The 15,157-nt window shown below is 70.6% G+C and carries 15 protein-coding genes and 1 tRNA gene; 12 read left to right on the top strand and 4 right to left on the bottom strand.

The genetic code is table 11. From position 1 onward, the window contains the following. Positions 1-238: 238 nt before the first annotated feature. Both cysS and rlmB read left to right on the top strand, forming a co-directional pair. Complete coding sequence (gene cysS, locus C0010_RS13620; protein ID WP_105567636.1) at positions 239-1,624, top strand: cysteine--tRNA ligase; 1,386 nt, start codon at positions 239-241, stop codon at positions 1,622-1,624. Next, the gene (rlmB, locus tag C0010_RS13615) at positions 1,617-2,600 is read left to right on the top strand and encodes a 23S rRNA (guanosine(2251)-2'-O)-methyltransferase RlmB (protein WP_105567635.1); all 984 of its coding nucleotides are present in this window, start codon (positions 1,617-1,619) and stop codon (positions 2,598-2,600) included. The genes cysS and rlmB overlap by 8 nt, the downstream gene beginning before the upstream one ends. A 155-nt stretch (positions 2,601-2,755) precedes the next feature. Here rlmB and C0010_RS13610 read toward each other — a convergent pair whose 3' ends face one another. Further along, the gene (locus C0010_RS13610; RefSeq protein ID WP_105567642.1) at positions 2,756-3,856 is read right to left on the bottom strand and encodes an ABC transporter ATP-binding protein; all 1,101 of its coding nucleotides are present in this window, start codon (positions 3,854-3,856) and stop codon (positions 2,756-2,758) included. Positions 3,857-4,086: 230 nt separating this feature from the next. Here C0010_RS13610 and C0010_RS13605 point away from each other — a divergent pair, with 230 nt between their 5' ends. The 4 genes from C0010_RS13605 to msrA all read left to right on the top strand — a co-directional run bounded on the left by C0010_RS13605 (position 4,087) and on the right by msrA (position 6,746). Next, the gene (locus C0010_RS13605) at positions 4,087-5,100 is read left to right on the top strand and encodes a DsbA family protein (protein WP_105567634.1); all 1,014 of its coding nucleotides are present in this window, start codon (positions 4,087-4,089) and stop codon (positions 5,098-5,100) included. Positions 5,101-5,146: 46 nt separating this feature from the next. Then, a tRNA-Thr gene (locus tag C0010_RS13600) sits at positions 5,147-5,219 on the top strand. 502 nt (positions 5,220-5,721) lie between these two features. After that, the gene (gene msrB / locus C0010_RS13595) at positions 5,722-6,195 is read left to right on the top strand and encodes a peptide-methionine (R)-S-oxide reductase MsrB (protein ID WP_105567633.1); all 474 of its coding nucleotides are present in this window, start codon (positions 5,722-5,724) and stop codon (positions 6,193-6,195) included. Then, positions 6,192-6,746, top strand: a complete 555-nt coding sequence (msrA, locus tag C0010_RS13590; RefSeq protein ID WP_105567632.1) for a peptide-methionine (S)-S-oxide reductase MsrA — start codon at positions 6,192-6,194, stop codon at positions 6,744-6,746. The genes msrB (C0010_RS13595) and msrA overlap by 4 nt, the downstream gene beginning before the upstream one ends. A 146-nt stretch (positions 6,747-6,892) precedes the next feature. On the opposite strand, the gene msrB (C0010_RS13585) is transcribed toward msrA, so the two are convergent. Then, a complete protein-coding gene (msrB, locus tag C0010_RS13585; protein WP_105567631.1) occupies positions 6,893-7,291 on the bottom strand; it encodes a peptide-methionine (R)-S-oxide reductase MsrB in 399 nt (132 codons plus the stop codon). A 69-nt stretch (positions 7,292-7,360) separates the two neighbouring features. On the opposite strand from msrB (C0010_RS13585), the gene C0010_RS13580 reads away from it, so the two are divergent. The 3 genes from C0010_RS13580 to groL all read left to right on the top strand — a co-directional run bounded on the left by C0010_RS13580 (position 7,361) and on the right by groL (position 9,740). After that, entirely contained in the window at positions 7,361-7,612 is a 252-nt protein-coding gene (locus C0010_RS13580) for a DUF3263 domain-containing protein (RefSeq protein WP_105567630.1), read from the top strand. A gap of 25 nt (positions 7,613-7,637) precedes the next feature. Continuing rightward, complete coding sequence (locus tag C0010_RS13575) at positions 7,638-7,931, top strand: hypothetical protein (RefSeq protein ID WP_158685520.1); 294 nt, start codon at positions 7,638-7,640, stop codon at positions 7,929-7,931. 186 nt (positions 7,932-8,117) lie between these two features. Further along, on the top strand, positions 8,118-9,740 hold the full coding sequence (groL, locus tag C0010_RS13570; RefSeq protein ID WP_105567628.1) for a chaperonin GroEL: 1,623 nt from the start codon (positions 8,118-8,120) through the stop codon (positions 9,738-9,740). A 72-nt stretch (positions 9,741-9,812) separates the two neighbouring features. Here groL and C0010_RS13565 read toward each other — a convergent pair whose 3' ends face one another. After that, positions 9,813-10,100, bottom strand: coding sequence for a WXG100 family type VII secretion target (locus C0010_RS13565; protein ID WP_105567627.1), 288 nt, complete (start codon positions 10,098-10,100; stop codon positions 9,813-9,815). Between the two features lie 320 nt (positions 10,101-10,420). On the opposite strand from C0010_RS13565, the gene C0010_RS13560 reads away from it, so the two are divergent. Then, on the top strand, positions 10,421-11,080 hold the full coding sequence (locus C0010_RS13560) for a thymidine kinase (RefSeq protein WP_105567626.1): 660 nt from the start codon (positions 10,421-10,423) through the stop codon (positions 11,078-11,080). 15 nt (positions 11,081-11,095) lie between these two features. Here the strand turns inward: C0010_RS13560 and C0010_RS13555 are convergent, their stop codons facing one another. Beyond that, the gene (locus tag C0010_RS13555; RefSeq protein WP_105567625.1) at positions 11,096-11,662 is read right to left on the bottom strand and encodes a TetR/AcrR family transcriptional regulator; all 567 of its coding nucleotides are present in this window, start codon (positions 11,660-11,662) and stop codon (positions 11,096-11,098) included. 85 nt (positions 11,663-11,747) lie between these two features. On the opposite strand from C0010_RS13555, the gene C0010_RS13550 reads away from it, so the two are divergent. Beyond that, positions 11,748-14,012, top strand: coding sequence for a glycoside hydrolase family 3 C-terminal domain-containing protein (locus C0010_RS13550; protein WP_105567624.1), 2,265 nt, complete (start codon positions 11,748-11,750; stop codon positions 14,010-14,012). 81 nt (positions 14,013-14,093) lie between these two features. Further along, positions 14,094-15,113 carry a UDP-glucose 4-epimerase GalE gene (gene galE, locus C0010_RS13545; RefSeq protein ID WP_105567623.1) on the top strand — a complete coding sequence of 340 codons (1,020 nt, stop codon included), beginning with the start codon at positions 14,094-14,096 and terminating at the stop codon, positions 15,111-15,113. Positions 15,114-15,157 lie beyond the last annotated feature (44 nt).

Raw genomic sequence — 15,157 nt, 5'->3', positions numbered from 1 at the left:
CCACCCCGAACGGTTCCGGAGCCGGCCGGTCACGCCATCACCCGCCGACCACGTCGGCATCAACCTACCCAACAAAGAAGCAGTCACAATCTGAACCGAGTGACTCCACACAGCTTGACATCCGACGATGCGGCGCGGATTTCGCGACCGCGGCGGATGCGGGGTGCGGCAGTGATCGCGCGGAGCGGATCACGCGTCGTCTGCGGGCATCGGCGCACGCGGACCTTAGGCTGGAGGGGTGACCCTTCGGCTGTACGACACCCGCGCGCAGGAGCTGCGCGACTTCTCGCCCCTCGACCCCGAGAACGTCACCGTCTACGTGTGCGGGCCGACGGTGCAGTCGGGGCCGCACGTCGGGCACGTCCGCGCCGCTCTCGCGTTCGACCTGCTGCGCCGCTGGCTCGCGCACCGGTACCCCCGGGTGACGTTCGTGCGGAACGTCACCGACATCGACGACAAGGTGCTGCAGAACGCGACGCCGGATGAGCCGTGGTGGGCCCTCGCGTACCGGATGGAGCGCGAGTTCACGGCCGCGTACGAGGCGGTCGGCATCCTGCCGCCGACGTACGAGCCGCGCGCGACGGCGTCGGTGACGCAGATGCAGGAGCTGATCGCCGAGCTCATCGAGCGCGGCCACGCCTACGCCGCGGGAGGCGACGTGTACTTCGACGTTCGCTCGTGGCCTGAGTACGGCGCGCTCACCCACCAGTCGACCGACCAGATGGAGGACGCGGCCGACGCCGACCCCCGAGGCAAGCGCGACCCGCACGACTTCGCGCTGTGGAAGGCGGCGAAGCAGGGCGAGCCGGAGAGCGCGGTCTGGGCGTCGCCCTGGGGCGCCGGCAGGCCTGGGTGGCACATCGAGTGCTCGGCGATGTCGCGCCGGTACCTCGGCGAGGAGTTCGACATCCACGGCGGTGGGCTCGACCTGCGCTTCCCGCACCACGAGAACGAGCTGGCGCAGTCGGCCGCGGCCGGCCACGGTTTCGCGAAGTACTGGGTGCACAACGGCCTCGTCACGGTCGACGGGCAGAAGATGGCGAAGTCGCTCGGCAACTTCACGCCGGCCGCCGACCTGCTCGCCGCGCGCCCCGCCGACGTCGTGCGCTACGCGCTCGCTGCGGCCCACTACCGCTCGAACCTCGACGTCTCCGACCGGGCGCTCGACGAGGCGGCGTCGGCGCTCGAACGCGTCCGCGGGTTCCAGGAGCGCGCCGCGCGCGCCGTCGGGCACGCGGAGCCGGGCGATGTCCCCGCTGCCTTCGCGGCGGCCATGGACGACGACCTCGGCGTGCCGCAGGCGCTCGCCGCGCTGCACGAGACCGTGCGCGCGGGCAACACGGCGCTCGACGCCGGAGACGAGGTGGCCGCACGGGGCGCGCTCTCAGCCGTATCGGCGATGATGGGCGTTCTGGGCTTCGCGGCGCAGGATGCCGCCGGCGCCTCATCCGGTGCCGCCGACGAGGCGCTCTCGGCCCTGATGGATCACCTCATCTCGCAGCGCGCCGAGGCGCGCGCAGCGAAGGACTGGGCGACCGCCGACCGCATCCGCGACATGTTCGCGGCGGCGGGCGTCACGCTCGAAGACACCGCAGACGGAACACATTGGAGCATCGATGGCTAAGCCAGGGCGCCCCGGCGCGAGCAAGGGCAAGAAGGGCCCGACCAAGGGGTCGGGCGGCAAGGGGCGCCGCTCGCTCGAGGGCCGCGGCGCGACGCCGAAGGCCGAGGATCGGCCGTACCACAAGGCGTACAAGAGCAAGCAGCTCGCGGAGCGGTCGGAGGCCAAGCGCGGCGGCCAGCGGCCGGCACCGCGGCGGCAGCCCCGCGACGGCTCGGACGTCGAGCACGTGACGGGCCGCAACTCGGTGCTGGAGGCGCTGCGCGCCAAGATCCCCGCGACGGCGATGTACGTCGCCCAGCGGATCGAGATGGACGACCGCGTCAAGGAGATGCTGTCGATCGCGCGCAAGCGCGAGCTGCCCGTGCTCGAGGTCACGAAGCCCGAGCTCGACCGGATGGCCGGCTTCGACGGCGTGCACCAGGGCGTCGCCCTGAAGGTTCCGCCCTACGAGTACGCGCAGCCGCAGGATCTCCTCGAGGGCATCTTCGAGCGGGGCGAGACCCCGCTCCTGCTCGCGCTCGACGGCATCACAGACCCGCGCAACCTCGGTGCGATCATCCGGTCGACCGCGGCCTTCGGCGGCCACGGCGTCATCGTGCCGCAGCGCCGGTCGGCGGGTGTGAACTCGGCGGCGTGGAAGACGAGTGCCGGCGCGCTCGCGCGCACGCCCGTTGCGCTGGCGGGGAACCTGACGTCGACGCTCAAGGACATGAAGAAGCAGGGCGTCTTCGTGCTCGGCCTCGACGGCGACGGCGACGTCGCGCTGTCGTCGCTCGAGCTCGCCGACCGCCCGATCGTCGTCGTCGTCGGCAGCGAGGGCAAGGGCCTCAGCCGCCTGGTCGCCGAGAACTGCGACCAGATCGTGTCGATCCCGATCTCCGCCGCGACCGAATCGCTGAACGCCGGTATCGCCGCCTCGGTCGCGCTGTACCAGGTCTCGACGCTGCGCGCCGAGATCGAGCGCGCCGACCTCTGAGCCGGGCACAGGCGCCGAACGGCCCCCGGGGCGCTCGCGAGTCCGCACGCCGGACCGGCGAGACCGCGGGGCCTTCGCCGTGCGGCGCGGCCGGGACGGCGAAGGGGCGCGGCCCGGCTGATGCCGGACCCGCGCCCCTCGCGCCGTCGGAGTGATCACACCGTGGTGATGATGCGCTCCTTCGTGAGGCGCTCGCCCGTGGTGCCGTCGAAGACGTGCACGTGCTTCTGCACGGGAGAGAGGGTGACGACGTCGCCGGCCATCGGGTGGTCGCGGCCGTCGACGCGCGTGACGATCTCCTTGTCGCCGCCCTCGATCGTGCCGTAGAGGTAGCCGTCGGCGCCGAGCTCCTCGACGAGGTTGACCTTGACGCGCAGGCCCGCCGAGCCGTCGGAGACGACGTGGAGGTCCTCGGGGCGCACGCCGACCGTGACCGACGAACCGGTCGCGTCGGCGAGCGTCGAGCGGTCGAGCGGAACCGTCTCGGTGCCGAACTTCACGCCGCCGTCGACGACCTCCGTCGGGAACAGGTTCATCGCGGGCGAACCGATGAAGCCGGCGACGAACTCGTTCGCGGGCGACTCGTACAGGTCGCGCGGCGTGCCGACCTGCTGCAGGAGGCCGTCCTTCAGCACGGCGATCCGGTCGCCCATCGTCAGGGCCTCGGTCTGGTCGTGCGTGACGTAGACGGTCGTGACGCCGAGGCGGCGCTGCAGCGAGGCGATCTGCGTGCGCGTCTGCACGCGCAGCTTCGCGTCGAGGTTCGACAGCGGCTCGTCCATCAGGAACACCTGCGGCTCGCGCACGATCGCGCGGCCCATGGCGACGCGCTGGCGCTGACCGCCCGAGAGGGCCTTCGGTTTGCGGTCGAGGTAGGGCTCGAGGTCGAGCAGCTTCGCCGCGTCCTGCACGCGCTGGGCGCGCTCGTCCTTGCTGACGCCGGCGATCTTGAGCGCGAAGCCCATGTTCTCGGCGACGGTCATGTGCGGGTACAGCGCGTAGTTCTGGAAGACCATCGCGATGTCGCGGTCCTTCGGCGGCACGTCGGTGACGTCGCGGTCGCCGATCAGGATGCGGCCCTCGTTGACCTCTTCGAGGCCGGCGAGCATACGCAGCGAGGTGGACTTCCCGCAGCCGGACGGGCCGACGAGGACGAGGAACTCGCCGTCTGCGATGTCGAGCTGGAGCTCGTGAACGGCCGGGCGCTCTCCGCCGGGGTACAGACGGGTGGCCTTCTCATAGGTGACCGAAGCCATCATTTCTCCTTCACCGGCAGGTACGTGCCGGACGATCCGTAGTGAATGGAACGGCGGGTACGACCGCCGCGGCCCGTCTCTGGGCCGGAATCAGTATGGCACACGTGAAGCGGTTTCCCATACTCCGCCGATCCGCTCCCCGCCGCGCGGGTGCGTGGCGGCGGCTCCCAGCAACGTGCCCTAGTGTCTTCTGGGTTGTATCAGGGCCGCGCGAGCGGCGAGGGAGGATCATGTCGAACCGGGATCGCGGACCCAGCGACGATCGGCCGGAAGCGGACGACGTCGAGGGCGCAGAGCAGTACGACGCCGACGCGAGCCTGGCGGAAGCCGACGACACCGCCGACGCCGCTTCGGCTGCCGAGCGGCGCGTCGCCGTGCGGCAGAAGGCGAAGCGCGTTTCGACCAAGCAGCGCGTGCGCAAGGTCGTCGTGCGCGTCGTGATCGTCCTCGTCGTGATCGCCGCGCTCGTCGCGGCCGGTCTCTGGATCCGGCAGACCGTCGTGACGGAGGTCACCAAGCCCGCTGTCGAGCCGTTCAACGCCCCGGAAGGCGCCTTCGTGTTCGACGACAAGGACCTCTCGAGCATGCTCGACGACGGCGCCGACGCGGAGCCCACGGAGGCGCCGGAGGAAGAATCCTCCGAGGAGGAGCCCTCGGACGACGAGGCGCCCGAGCGGGTGCGCGTCGACGTGTACGTCGACTACCTCTCGCCGGAGTCCGGCCTGTTCCACACCTCCAACGCGGCCCAGCTCGCGAAGTGGGTCGAGGAGGACGCGATCTCGCTGACGTACCACCCCGTCGCCCTGCTCACGGCGAAGTCCAACGGCACGCGCTACTCGGAGCGGGCCATGGGTGCCGCCGGCTGCGTGGCCAGCGGCGACGCCGGCTACATCGTGGCGTACAACGACGCGCTGCTGACGGAGCAGCCGGAGGTCGACACCCCCGGCCTCACGAGCGAAGAGCTCGCGGAGCTGGCCTCCGAGGTCGGCGTCGAGAACCCGGATGTCGGCACCTGCATCGAGACGGACAAGTACGCGGACTGGGCGCGCGAGACCACCTCCGCGCTCAGCGAGGGCGGCCTGCCGGGGCAGAGCGGTCAGCAGCTCACGGGCGCCCCGACGATCCTCGTCAACGACCAGCCCTACACCGGAGCCCTCGACGACCCGGGCGAGCTCAGCCAGTTCGTCCTCACGATCGAGAGCAGCGAGTTCTACGAGAGTCCGTCGCCCGCACCGACGGAATGACCCGAGGGTCACGGGCATCCCGCCGTCGTCATAGGATGGGATGCGCGCCGGCTTAGCTCAGTTGGCAGAGCACCGCTCTTGTAAAGCGGGGGTCGTGGGTTCGAACCCCTCAGCCGGCACACGAAGAATGGGGCCCGAAAGGGGCCCCATTTTCGTGTCGTTTTTCGGAGTCCTCGGCGTCGGCATGCGATCTTCCCTGCTCCGCAGGAAAGATCGTGCCGACGCCTGCGGGGCGGGCCGGGCTGGCAGGGAGGGCGGGGCCCCGGCGGTGTCTGCGATCTTCCCTGCTCCGCAGGAAAGATCGTGCCGACGCGGGATCTGGCCGCCGGAAGGGCAGCCAGATCCCGTTGTGTTCTTTGGAGTCCTCGGCGTCGGCATGCGATCTTCCCTGCTCCGCAGGAAAGATCGTGCCGACGCCTGCGGGGCGGGGCAGCGGCGGCAGGGGCATCCGGCGTGTCCGATCGTTCGAGGTCTGTGCGAACGATCGCGCCACTGCTGGCGCGGCGGTGGGTACTCGACTGAAGTCACAGCCGGCTCCCAGACATTCGGGACCAAAACTCGGCGGGCGTGCGTTGTACCGGGTGTCGCCGCAGCCAGCGGCGGCGGAACAGGAGGCAGATCATGTCCACCGAATACCGCAGGACCCAGGAGGCAGTCGCCCGCCTCACCCCGCACCAGTACCGGGTCACGCAGGAAGGCGGCACGGAGCCGGCCTTCCGCAACGAGTACTGGGACAACGCGCGGGACGGCATCTACGTCGACGTCGTCTCAGGGCAGCCGCTGTTCTCATCCCTCGACAAGTACGACAGCGGCACGGGTTGGCCGAGCTTCACGCGCCCGATCGAGGAGGGCGCCGTGCGCACGGCCGTCGACGACAAGCTCTGGATGACGCGCACCGAGGCGCTCTCGTCGGGAGCACGCAGCCACCTCGGCCACATCTTCGACGACGGCCCGCGCGCCGCGGGCGGGCTGCGCTACTGCATGAACTCCGCGTCCCTCCGCTTCGTGCCGGTCGCCGACCTCGAAGCGCAGGGATACGGTGAGTATCTCCGACTCTTCACAACACCCGACGACACTCAGGAGCGTGCCGCATGACCAGTGGAACCGAAGACACAGGGCGCATCACCCAGGAACAGGGCACCGAGACGGCCGTCCTCGCAGGCGGCTGCTTCTGGGGCCTCGAGGACCTCATCCGGCGCCAGCCCGGCGTGCTCACCACGCGCGTCGGCTACACGGGCGGCGACAACGATCACGCCACCTACCGCAACCACCCTGGCCACGCAGAGGCCGTCGAGATCCTGTTCGACCCGAACGAGACGTCGTTCCGCGCGATCCTGGAGTTCTTCTTCCAGACGCACGACCCGACGACGCTGAACCGCCAGGGCAACGACGTGGGGACGAGCTACCGCTCGGCGATCTTCCCACTCTCGCCCGAGCAGGAGGCCACGGCGCGCGACACGATCGCCGACGTCGACGCCTCGGGCCTGTGGCCGGGCGAGGTCGTCACGACGATCGAAGAGCCCGGCGACTTCTGGGAGGCCGAGCCGGAGCATCAGGACTACCTGATCGACAACCCCGGCGGCTACACCTGCCACTTCGTCCGCCCCGGATGGGTGCTTCCGAAGCGCGAGTCGGCCGACGCCTGACCGACCCGCTGTCCTCAGGCACCCGCCCCGCAGGCTTCGGCACGATCTTTCCCGCGAAGCGGGGAAGATCGCAGTGCCGAGGCCGAGGACTCCAGAAAGGGCAGTGGGGTCGGGCTGCCCTTTGGCAGCCCGACCCCACCCCGATCTCACTCGGGGCTGAAGCTGAGCGCGAGCGAGTTCATGCAGTAGCGGTCGCCCGTGGGGGTGCCGAAGCCGTCGGGGAACACGTGGCCGAGGTGGCCGCCGCAGCGCGCGCAGCGGACCTCCGTGCGCACCATGCCGTGGGTGCGGTCCTCGAGCAGCTCGACGGCCTCCGGCCGTACCGACTCGTAGAAGCTCGGCCACCCGCAGTGCGCGTCGAACTTGGTGCCGCTGCGGAACAGCTCGTTGCCGCATCCGGCGCAGGCGTACAGTCCCGCGCGCTCCTCGTCGAGGAGCTCGCCCATGAACGGCCGCTCTGTCGCGGCCTGGCGCAGCACCTGGTACTGCGCTTCGTCGAGCTGCCGGCGCCATTCGTCGTCGGTCTTCGTCACCTCGTAATCCATGGTTTCACTCTACGAGCGCCGCGGTGTGGTGTCACCGGATGCACGGGTCGCGCGCGTAGCGTGGGGGTCATGGCGCTGCATGATCGGGACCGCGACATCCTCGCGTTCGAGGCGCGCTGGTCCGTGCACGCGGGCGCCAAGGAGGAAGCGATCCGCGCCGAGCTCGGGCTGACGCCCGCCCGCTACTACCAGTTGCTGGGGCGCCTGATCGATACGGCGGACGCCCTCGAGCACGACCCGCTGCTCGTCAAGCGACTGCGCCGCGTGCGCGACGAGCGCGTCGCCAGGCGGGCGGCGCCCGCGATCGCCGCGCGCCGGTAGCCGGCGCTGCCGATCGACGATCCGGATGCCGAGCACAGGCGCCGCGGGTAACATGCTGGTCGTGCCGACCGAGACGCATCCCCGAGACCGCTTCGACGACGTTCCCCGCCAGCGCGGCCGCATCGGAGCGCACCGCGCGGACGAGCCGCACGCCAGGGGCATCGTGGTTCTCATGTGGGTCGTGATCGCCCTCGTCGTCTTCGGGGCGGCGCTTGTCGTCGGCTTCCTCGCGCTCGCGCAGGACAACCCGCTGCTGAGCGCCCCCGCGGGGCAGGGCCCCGTGCTCGCCGTCGCGCAGCACGCGATCGCCGCCGCCTGACGCGGCCGCAGTCGAGCGGGCGCTCGCGGCCCGGCGCGCTGCCGCACGCGCATCGATCGTCCGCCCGTGACGAACAGCTCTCCCGCGGCTTGCACTCGATGGGGTCGAGTGCCAGAATGCGTATTAGCACTCGGATGTTCAGAGTGCTAAACCCATACGCATACGTCCGGGAGGGACGACACACTCATGGCAAAGATGATCGCTTTCGACGAGGAGGCCCGCCGCGGCCTCGAGCGCGGCCTCAACACGCTGGCCGACGCCGTCAAGGTGACGCTCGGCCCCCGCGGTCGCAACGTCGTGCTCGAGAAGAAGTGGGGCGCCCCCACGATTACGAACGACGGTGTTTCGATCGCCAAGGAGATCGAGCTCGAGGACGCGTACGAGAAGATCGGCGCCGAGCTCGTCAAGGAGGTCGCGAAGAAGACCGATGACGTCGCCGGTGACGGCACCACGACCGCCACGGTGCTCGCCCAGGCGCTCGTGCGCGAGGGCCTGCGCAACGTCGCGGCCGGTGCCGACCCCATCAGCCTGAAGCGCGGCATCGAGAAGGCCGTCGCCGCCGTCTCGGAGGAGCTCCTGGCGAACGCCAAGGAGGTCGAGTCGAAGGAGCAGATCGCCGCGACCGCGTCGATCTCGGCCGCCGACCCTGAGATCGGCGAGCTGATCGCCGAGGCCATCGACAAGGTCGGCAAGGAGGGCGTCGTCACGGTCGAGGAGGCCCAGGCCTTCGGCACCGAGCTCGAGCTCACGGAGGGTATGCGCTTCGACAAGGGCTACCTGAACCCGTACTTCGTCACGGACCCTGAGCGCCAGGAGGCCGTCTTCGAGGAGCCGTACATCCTCATCGCGAACCAGAAGATCTCGAACATCAAGGACCTTCTGCCGATCGTCGACAAGGTGATCCAGTCGGGCAAGGAGCTCGTCATCATCGCCGAGGACGTCGAGGGCGAGGCGCTCGCGACTCTCGTGCTGAACAAGATCCGCGGCATCTTCAAGTCCGTCGCCGTCAAGGCTCCGGGCTTCGGCGACCGCCGCAAGGCCCAGCTGCAGGACATCGCGATCCTCACGGGCGGCCAGGTCATCACCGAGGAGGTCGGCCTCAAGCTCGAGAACACCGAGCTCGAGCTGCTCGGCCGTGCGCGCAAGGTCATCGTCACCAAGGACGAGACGACGATCGTCGAGGGCGCGGGCGAGGCCGACCAGATCGAGGGTCGCGTCACGCAGATCCGTCGCGAGATCGACGCGACCGACAGCGACTACGACCGCGAGAAGCTCCAGGAGCGCCTCGCGAAGCTCGCCGGCGGCGTCGCCGTCATCAAGGCGGGCGCGGCGACCGAGGTCGAGCTCAAGGAGCGCAAGCACCGCATCGAGGACGCCGTCCGCAACGCGAAGGCGGCCGTCGAAGAGGGTGTCGTCCCCGGCGGCGGCGTCGCACTGCTGCAGGCCGCGGCCGCGGCGTTCGGCAAGCTCGAGCTCACGGGTGACGAGGCGACCGGTGCGTCGATCGTCCGCATCGGCATCGAGGCTCCGCTCAAGCAGATCGCCCTCAACGCCGGCCTGGAGCCGGGCGTCGTCGCGCACAAGGTCGCCGAGCTCCCCTCGGGCCAGGGCCTGAACGCCGCGACCGGCGAGTACGTCGACATGTTCGGCGCCGGCATCATCGACCCGGCCAAGGTCACCCGTTCGGCGCTGCAGAACGCCGCGTCGATCGCCGGCCTGTTCCTCACCACGGAGGCCGTCGTCGCCGACAAGCCGGAGAAGGCTCCGGCCGCCCCGGCAGGCGACCCGACGGGCGGCATGGACTTCTGATCCAGCCGTCTCGGCACTGACGAGCGGTCCCCTCCTTCGGGAGGGGGCCGCTCGTCTGCGTGCGGGGCGGCGTCAGCGGAACATCGACGCCGCGCTCTGCTCGGCCTCGGCGTAGCCGGTGCCGGCGATCGCGAGCGCGTTGCCGAGCGCGGCCAGGGCCTCGTCGACCCGGAGCTGCACGCTGCGCCAATTATCGGCGCTCACCTGGAACGCCGCGGCGGCCTGACCGGTCCACGAGCGCTGCAGGTCGGCGAGCTGACCCTGCAGCGCCGCGGTCTCGGACTGCACGCGTCCGACGGTCGCCTGCACGGCGGCCGATTTGGTCTGGATCTCTTCGCTGTCGACGGTGTAGACGGGCATCGTGGGCTCCTTCGGTGGTGGGTTGATCACGATCACGCTAGGAACCCGGGCGGCGCCGCGGGAAGCGCGTCGCGGCCCTGTGGAGGCGCGGCGCAGGGCGAGCGCGGCTGTGAGCGAAGCCCGGCCAGCGGCCCGGCCCCGCCGACGCCCCGCGCGGGCCGCAGCGCTCGGGCCCGCGGGTGCGGGGTGCGCCGGATCGAGGAGGATCGGCGTTGTCGAGGAGCGATCGCGAGATTTCGTCCTCGATGATGCGGGATCTCCTCGTTCTCTCGGCCCGGTCCCTGCGGCGGGGCGGGGGCGCCGTTCAGTAAACTGATCCGGTGGCGAAGCTGTACTTCCGATACGGGGCGATGAACTCGGGGAAGTCGACGGCTCTCCTGCAGGCGGCGTTCAACTACGAGGAGCGCGGTCAGGCGGTCCTCCTTGCCAAGCCGTCCGTCGACACCAAGGCCGCCGACACGGTCGCGTCCCGCCTCGGGGTCGCGAGGCCCGTCGACTTCCTGATCGGCCCGGACGACGACGCCCGCGCGCGCTTCCGCGACGAGCGCGCCGCGTACCGCAGGCGGGCCGGCGATGCGCTGATCCAGCCGGAGGCGCCGGCCGACATCGCCTGCCTCCTCGTCGACGAGGCGCAGTTCCTGGCGCCGGCCCAGGTCGACGACCTGTTCCGCGTGGCCGTCGAGGACGGCGTGCCCGTGATGGCCTACGGCATCCGGACCGACTTCCGGACCCTGGCGTTCCCCGGTTCGCGGCGCCTGCTCGAGCTGGCGCATTCCCTCGAGGAGCTCAAGACCATCTGCCGCTGCGGGCGCAAGGCGCTGTTCAACGGCCGGAGGGTCGGTGGGCGCTTCGTGTTCGACGGCGACCAGGTCGCGATCGACGCGGAGGGTGCGCCCCTCGACAACCACAACGTCACGTACGAGTCGCTGTGCGGGGCCTGCTACCTGCGGGAGTCGGGCGGCGAGCTCGCGCCGCGCTGAGCGGCGACGCGGCCGTCAGGCCCGCAGGTCGTCGAGCATGGCCCTGAGCGTCGCGGCCATGTCGAAGGACGGGTCGAGCAGGAACTGCGCCTGCAGGCCGTCGGTCGCGGCGATCACGAGGGCGGCCGTCGCATCCGGGTCGAAGCCCGCTCGCAGCGCGCCGTCGCGCTGGCCGGCGCGCAGCGATGCCGCGAAGCGCTCGCGCAGGCGCGCGAAGCGCTCGGCGAAGTACCCGTGCGCCGGATGCTCCGGATCGGCCGCCTCGACCGAGAGCTGCGCGTAGAGCTGCACGAGGCCGGGGACGTCGGCGTTGTGCGCCACGATGCGCACGAGGTCCTCCAGCGGATCCCGGCGGGCGGAGGCCGGGGCGTCGACCTCGTCGCGCTTCATCAGGACGGCGGTGAACAGCGCGTCCTTGCTGCCGAAGTAGTGCAGGAGGCCGGCCTGGCTGAGGCCGACGGCATCGGCGATCTCGCGCACGGACGCACCGCGGTACCCGTGGCGTGCGATCACATCGAGCGCCACCGCGAGGATCTCCTCCCGCTTGGCGATGCCCTTCGCATACGCGCCCCGTTGTGCCATGGCCCCATTAAACCCGAATGTCACTTGTGTTTCAAAAGCGAACGTCATAAGGTTTTTGCATCCGCCCTCGACACGATGGAGAGTCATGACCGACGCGTCCTTCCCCGACATCTCAGACCTCACGCTCGAAGAGAAGGCCGCGCTCACCAGCGGCCTCGACTTCTGGCGGCTGAAGGCGATCGAACGGCTCGGCGTGCCGAGCATCATGGTCACGGACGGTCCCCACGGCCTCCGCAAGCAGGCGGGGGAGAGCGACCACCTCGGTCTGAATGCTTCCGTGCCCGCCACGTGCTTCCCGCCCGCCGTCGGGCTCGGCGCCTCGTGGGATCCGGAGCTGGCGCGCCGCGTCGGCGAGGCGATCGGCCGCGAAGCCGCGATCGAGGATGTCGCGGTCGTGCTCGGCCCCGGCGTGAACATCAAGCGCAGCGTGCTGTGCGGCCGCAACTTCGAGTACTTCTCGGAGGACCCCATCCTGGCCTCCGACATGGGCTCGGGCGTCGTGCGCGGCATCCAGTCGCAGGGAGTCGGCACCTCGCTGAAGCACTTCGCGGCGAACAACCAGGAGACCGATCGCATGCGGGTCTCGAGCGACATCGACCCGCGCCCCCTTCGCGAGATCTACCTGCGCGCATTCCAGGGCGTCGTCGAGGACACGCAGCCGTGGACGGTGATGTGCTCCTACAACCGCGTCAACGGCGTGTACGCCTCGGAGGACCCGTTCCTGCTCACCGAGGTGCTCCGCGACGAGTGGGGCTTCGAAGGCCTCGTCGTCAGCGACTGGGGTGCGTCGAACGTGCGCACCGAGGGCATCCGGGCCGGGATGGACCTGGAGATGCCGTCGTCGGGCGGCGTCACCGATCGGCAGCTGGTCGACGCCGTGCGTGCCGGAACGCTCGACGAGGCCGACCTCGACCGCTCGGCGGCGCGCGTTCTGAACCTGATCCGCCGCGCGAACGAGCGCGCGGCCGTGTCTGATCCGCTCGACGTCGACGCGCACCACGCGCTGGCGCGCGAGGCCGCCGGCCGCTCGATCGTGCTGCTCAAGAACGACGGCGGAGCGCTGCCGCTGAAGCCGGCCCAGAAGGTCGCCGTGATCGGCGAGTTCGCCGAGAAGCCCCGCTATCAGGGCGGCGGCTCGAGCCACATCAACCCGACGAAGGTCGACACCGCACTCGACGCGATCCGCGAGGTCGCAGGCTCCGTCGCCTACGCGCCCGGCTACGTGCTCCCGGATGCGCCGGAGGGCATCGGCATGAGCGCCGTCAAGTCGCCGAAGCCGGCGGACGAGATCCTCGACTCTCTGCGCGCCGAGGCCGTCGCCGCGGCCGCCGGCGCCGACGTCGCGCTGGTGTTCGTCGGGCTCCCGGATGAGGACGAGTCGGAGGGCTTCGACCGCGAGCACATCGACCTGCCCGGCGAGCACCTCGCGCTGATCGACGCCGTCGTCGAGGCGAACCCGAACACCGTCGTCGTGCTCTCGAACGGCGGCGTCGTCGCGCTGCCCTTCGCGGATCGCGTGCCGGCCATCGTCGAGAGCTGGCTGCTCGGTCAGGCGGGCGGTTCGGGCGTCGCCGACGTGCTCTACGGCGCCGTCAACCCGTCGGGCCGGCTCGCCGAGACGTTCCCGTACCGGCTCGAGGACACCCCGGCCTACACGGCGTTCCCCGGCGAGAGCCAGCACGTGCGCTACGGCGAGGGCCTCTACGTCGGCTACCGCTGGTACGACGCCCGCAGGATCGACGTGGCCTTCCCGTTCGGTCACGGCCTCAGCTACACCGAGTTCTCCTACGGCGATGCGGTCGCCTCGGCGAACTCCGATGGCGGCATCGACGTGACGGTCGATGTGACCAATACCGGCTCCGTCGCCGGCCGCGAGGTCGTGCAGGCGTACGTGTCGATGCCCGGCTCATCCGTCGAACGCGCGCCGCGCGAGCTGAAGGCGTTCCAGAGCGTCGAGATCGCGGCGGGCGAGACCGCGACGGTCGCGCTCACGATCCGTCGTCGCGACCTCGCCTACTGGTCGACGCGCGCGGAGCGCTGGGTCGTCGAGGGCGGGGAGTGCGCCGTCGAGGTCGGCGCGTCGAGCCGGGACATCCGCGGCGCGGCGACGGTCGCGCTCGCCGGCGACGAGGTCGTCGTTCCGCTGACGCGCGATTCCTCCGTCGGTGACGCCTTCTCGCACCCCGTCGCGGGGCCCGCGGCCCGCGAGCAGCTCGCGGAGTCGTTCGGCATCTTCATGACGCCCGACGGCGAGCTCAGCCCGATGGGTCGCGACATGCCGCTGAACCGCCTCGTGAGCTTCGGCATGCCGGCCGAGGTCATCGAGCGGCTCCTCGAGCTGGGCGCGTAACCCCTGCCGAACGACCCCCGTGCCGCGCGGCACGGGGGTCGTTCGGCGTTCCAGGGCCCGCCGCCTCGTAGACTGGACCCCATGCGCGTACTTCTCGCCGGCGGCGCCGGATATGTCGGAACCCACACTGCGATCGCCCTCATCGAGGCGGGCCACGAGGCGGTGCTGCTGGACGACCTGAGCAACACGAGCGCCGAGGTCACGGCGCGCATCGAGAGCATCACGGGCAAGGCGGCGCCGCTCGCCTCGGGCAGTGCGGCGAGCGTCGCCGACGTCGAGCGGGTGTTCGACGAGTTCGGCCCGTTCGACTCGATCATGCACTTCGCGGCGAAGAAGGCCGTGGGGGAGTCGGTCGAGAAGCCGCTCGACTACTACCGGAACAACCTCGGCTCCACGTTCGCTCTGCTCGAGGTCGGGATCGCCAGGGGCATCCGGTCGTTCATCTTCTCGTCGACGGGCACGGTGTACTCCGACCCGGCCGACCTGCCGTTCGGCGAGGGCGCGACCCGCAACCTCGTGGAGCTGTCGAACCCGTACTCGAAGTCGAAGCTGATGAACGAGGTCGTGCTCAGCGATGTGCAGCGGGTGAATCCCGAGCTGAACATCACCCTGTTGCGCTACTTCAACCCGGTCGGTGCGCACGAGTCGGGCCTCGTCGGCGAGGACCCGAAGGGCATCCCGAACAACCTGATGCCGTACGTCGCGCGCGTCGCGGTCGGCGGGCTCTCCGAGATCAGCGTGTACGGCACCGACTACGACACCCCGGACGGCACCGGCCAGCGCGACTACATCCACGTCGTCGACCTCGCCGACGGCCACGTCGCCGCGCTCGAGAAGGCCGAGCCGGGCCTGAAGGCGTACAACCTCGGCACGGGCAACCCCGTCAGCGTGCTCGAGCTGATCTCGTCGTTCGAGAAGGCGGTCGGCCGCGAGCTGCCGAAGAAGATGGCGCCGCGCCGCGCCGGCGACCTCGCCGCGACCTACTGCGACCCCGCCGTGGCCGAGCGCGAGCTGGGCTGGAAGGCCGCCCGCACGATCGACGACATGACCCGCGACGTCTGGAACTGGCAGAGCAGGAACCCCCGCGGCTACGACGGCTGAGCTGATACGGAGGAACGCCCGCTCCCCTCGGGGAGCGGGCGTTC

The organism is Microbacterium halophytorum (assembly GCF_002970975.1).
Taxonomy (GTDB): domain Bacteria; phylum Actinomycetota; class Actinomycetes; order Actinomycetales; family Microbacteriaceae; genus Microbacterium; species Microbacterium halophytorum.
This window is presented reverse-complemented; position numbering and strand designations above follow the sequence as displayed.

Excerpts from the sequence above, each read along its gene's own strand:
- msrB (WP_105567631.1), bottom strand. The coding sequence starts at position 7,291 with ATGGATTACGAGGTGACGAAGACCGACGACGAATGGCGCCGGCAGCTC.
- rlmB (WP_105567635.1), top strand. The coding sequence starts at position 1,617 with ATGGCTAAGCCAGGGCGCCCCGGCGCGAGCAAGGGCAAGAAGGGCCCG.
- msrB (WP_105567633.1), top strand. The coding sequence starts at position 5,722 with ATGTCCACCGAATACCGCAGGACCCAGGAGGCAGTCGCCCGCCTCACC.
- C0010_RS13605 (WP_105567634.1), top strand. The coding sequence starts at position 4,087 with ATGTCGAACCGGGATCGCGGACCCAGCGACGATCGGCCGGAAGCGGAC.
- C0010_RS13550 (WP_105567624.1), top strand. The coding sequence starts at position 11,748 with ATGACCGACGCGTCCTTCCCCGACATCTCAGACCTCACGCTCGAAGAG.
- C0010_RS13610 (WP_105567642.1), bottom strand. The coding sequence starts at position 3,856 with ATGGCTTCGGTCACCTATGAGAAGGCCACCCGTCTGTACCCCGGCGGA.
- C0010_RS13565 (WP_105567627.1), bottom strand. The coding sequence starts at position 10,100 with ATGCCCGTCTACACCGTCGACAGCGAAGAGATCCAGACCAAATCGGCC.
- C0010_RS13580 (WP_105567630.1), top strand. The coding sequence starts at position 7,361 with ATGGCGCTGCATGATCGGGACCGCGACATCCTCGCGTTCGAGGCGCGC.
- galE (WP_105567623.1), top strand. The coding sequence starts at position 14,094 with ATGCGCGTACTTCTCGCCGGCGGCGCCGGATATGTCGGAACCCACACT.
- C0010_RS13555 (WP_105567625.1), bottom strand. The coding sequence starts at position 11,662 with ATGGCACAACGGGGCGCGTATGCGAAGGGCATCGCCAAGCGGGAGGAG.
- C0010_RS13575 (WP_158685520.1), top strand. The coding sequence starts at position 7,638 with ATGCCGAGCACAGGCGCCGCGGGTAACATGCTGGTCGTGCCGACCGAG.
- groL (WP_105567628.1), top strand. The coding sequence starts at position 8,118 with ATGGCAAAGATGATCGCTTTCGACGAGGAGGCCCGCCGCGGCCTCGAG.
- msrA (WP_105567632.1), top strand. The coding sequence starts at position 6,192 with ATGACCAGTGGAACCGAAGACACAGGGCGCATCACCCAGGAACAGGGC.